This window comes from Pseudoalteromonas sp. Angola-30, from assembly GCF_028599215.1.
GTDB classification, from domain to species: Bacteria; Pseudomonadota; Gammaproteobacteria; order Enterobacterales; family Alteromonadaceae; genus Pseudoalteromonas; species Pseudoalteromonas atlantica.
The window spans coordinates 1-1,354 of sequence record NZ_JAQREI010000039.1; the positions used below are offsets into that span (position 1 = coordinate 1).

Annotated in this window: 1 pseudogene; it reads left to right on the top strand. The window is 44.8% G+C overall.

The features are described 5' to 3' along the window. Nucleotides 1-1,354 (top strand): annotated as a pseudogene (locus PSH54_RS20480) (hypothetical protein); the annotation flags it as partial.

A 1,354-nucleotide genomic window follows, 5' to 3' on the forward strand; every position in this document is an offset into this window, starting at 1 on the left:
ACGTAAGCGTTGAAATTACAGGAACTACAACCGGCGTTGAAGATAACCAAACAGTCACGGTGGTTGTAAAGGATGCAGCGGGTAATGAGCGCAGCTTTGAAGCGACGGTTATTAATAATGCCTACACGATTACCGGTGCTGATTTATCAGGGCTAGATGACGGTACATTAACCGCCACAGCCACCGTAAGTGATGTTGCAGGCAATACCGCAACCGATACAGACACAGCCATTCACGATAAAACCGCAGCAACCACCATTGAAATGGCAGCAGGCGATGACGTTGTTAATACTGATGAGCAGGGTAATGTTGTAGTAAGCGGTGTAGTTGATGAACCAGATACAGCGCAAACAGCTACAGTCACTTTTAGCGATGGTAATAATGAGCCAGTTATAGTGACCGGTGTGGTTATAAATAGTGATGGCACATGGGAAATCCCCACGACAGATATAAGCAGTTTAGATGATGGCAGCATTACGGTTAGCGTTAGCGTACTCGATATAGAGGGCAATGAGGCAACAAGCAGTACAACATTTACTAAAGACACCACAGCTGCCGTAACGGTAGATATAAACGATACAAGCGACACTGTAATAAATGGCAATGGTGAAAACACCAATGTTGAAATCACTGGAACTACAACTGGCGTTGAAGATAACCAAACAGTCACCGTGGTTGTAACTGATGCTGCGGGTAATGAGCGTAGCTTTGAAGCGACAGTTATTAATAATGCCTACACAATCACAGGTGCCGACGTATCAGCACTTAACAACGGCACCTTAACAGCCACAGCCACAGTGAGTGACATTGCAGGTAACATAGCTAGCGATACAGACATCGCAACTCACGATAAAACAGCCGTCACTAGCATAGAAGTAGCGACGGGCGATGACACCGTTATAAATACCGCAGAGCAAGAAAACGTAGTAGTAAGCGGTGTAATAGAAGAAGCAGATACAAGCCAAACTGCCACGGTTGTCTTTACCGATGTGAACGGAGACAAAGTCACTGTTGAAAACGTAGCTATTAATGCAGATGGTGAGTGGCAAATAGCGGCTACGGATATTTCAACGCTAGCAGATGGTGAAATTACAGCAAGTGTTAGCGCATTAGATGTTGAAGGCAATTTAGCCACAAACGAAACCAGCTTTACTAAAGACACCACAGTTGCCGTAACGGTAGATATAAACGATACAAGCGACAACGTAATAAACGGCAATGGTGAAAACGTAAGCGTTGAAATTACAGGAACTACAACCGGCGTTGAAGATAACCAAACAGTCACGGTGGTTGTAAAGGATGCAGCGGGTAATGAGCGCAGCTTTGAAGCGACGGTTATTAATAATGCCTACAC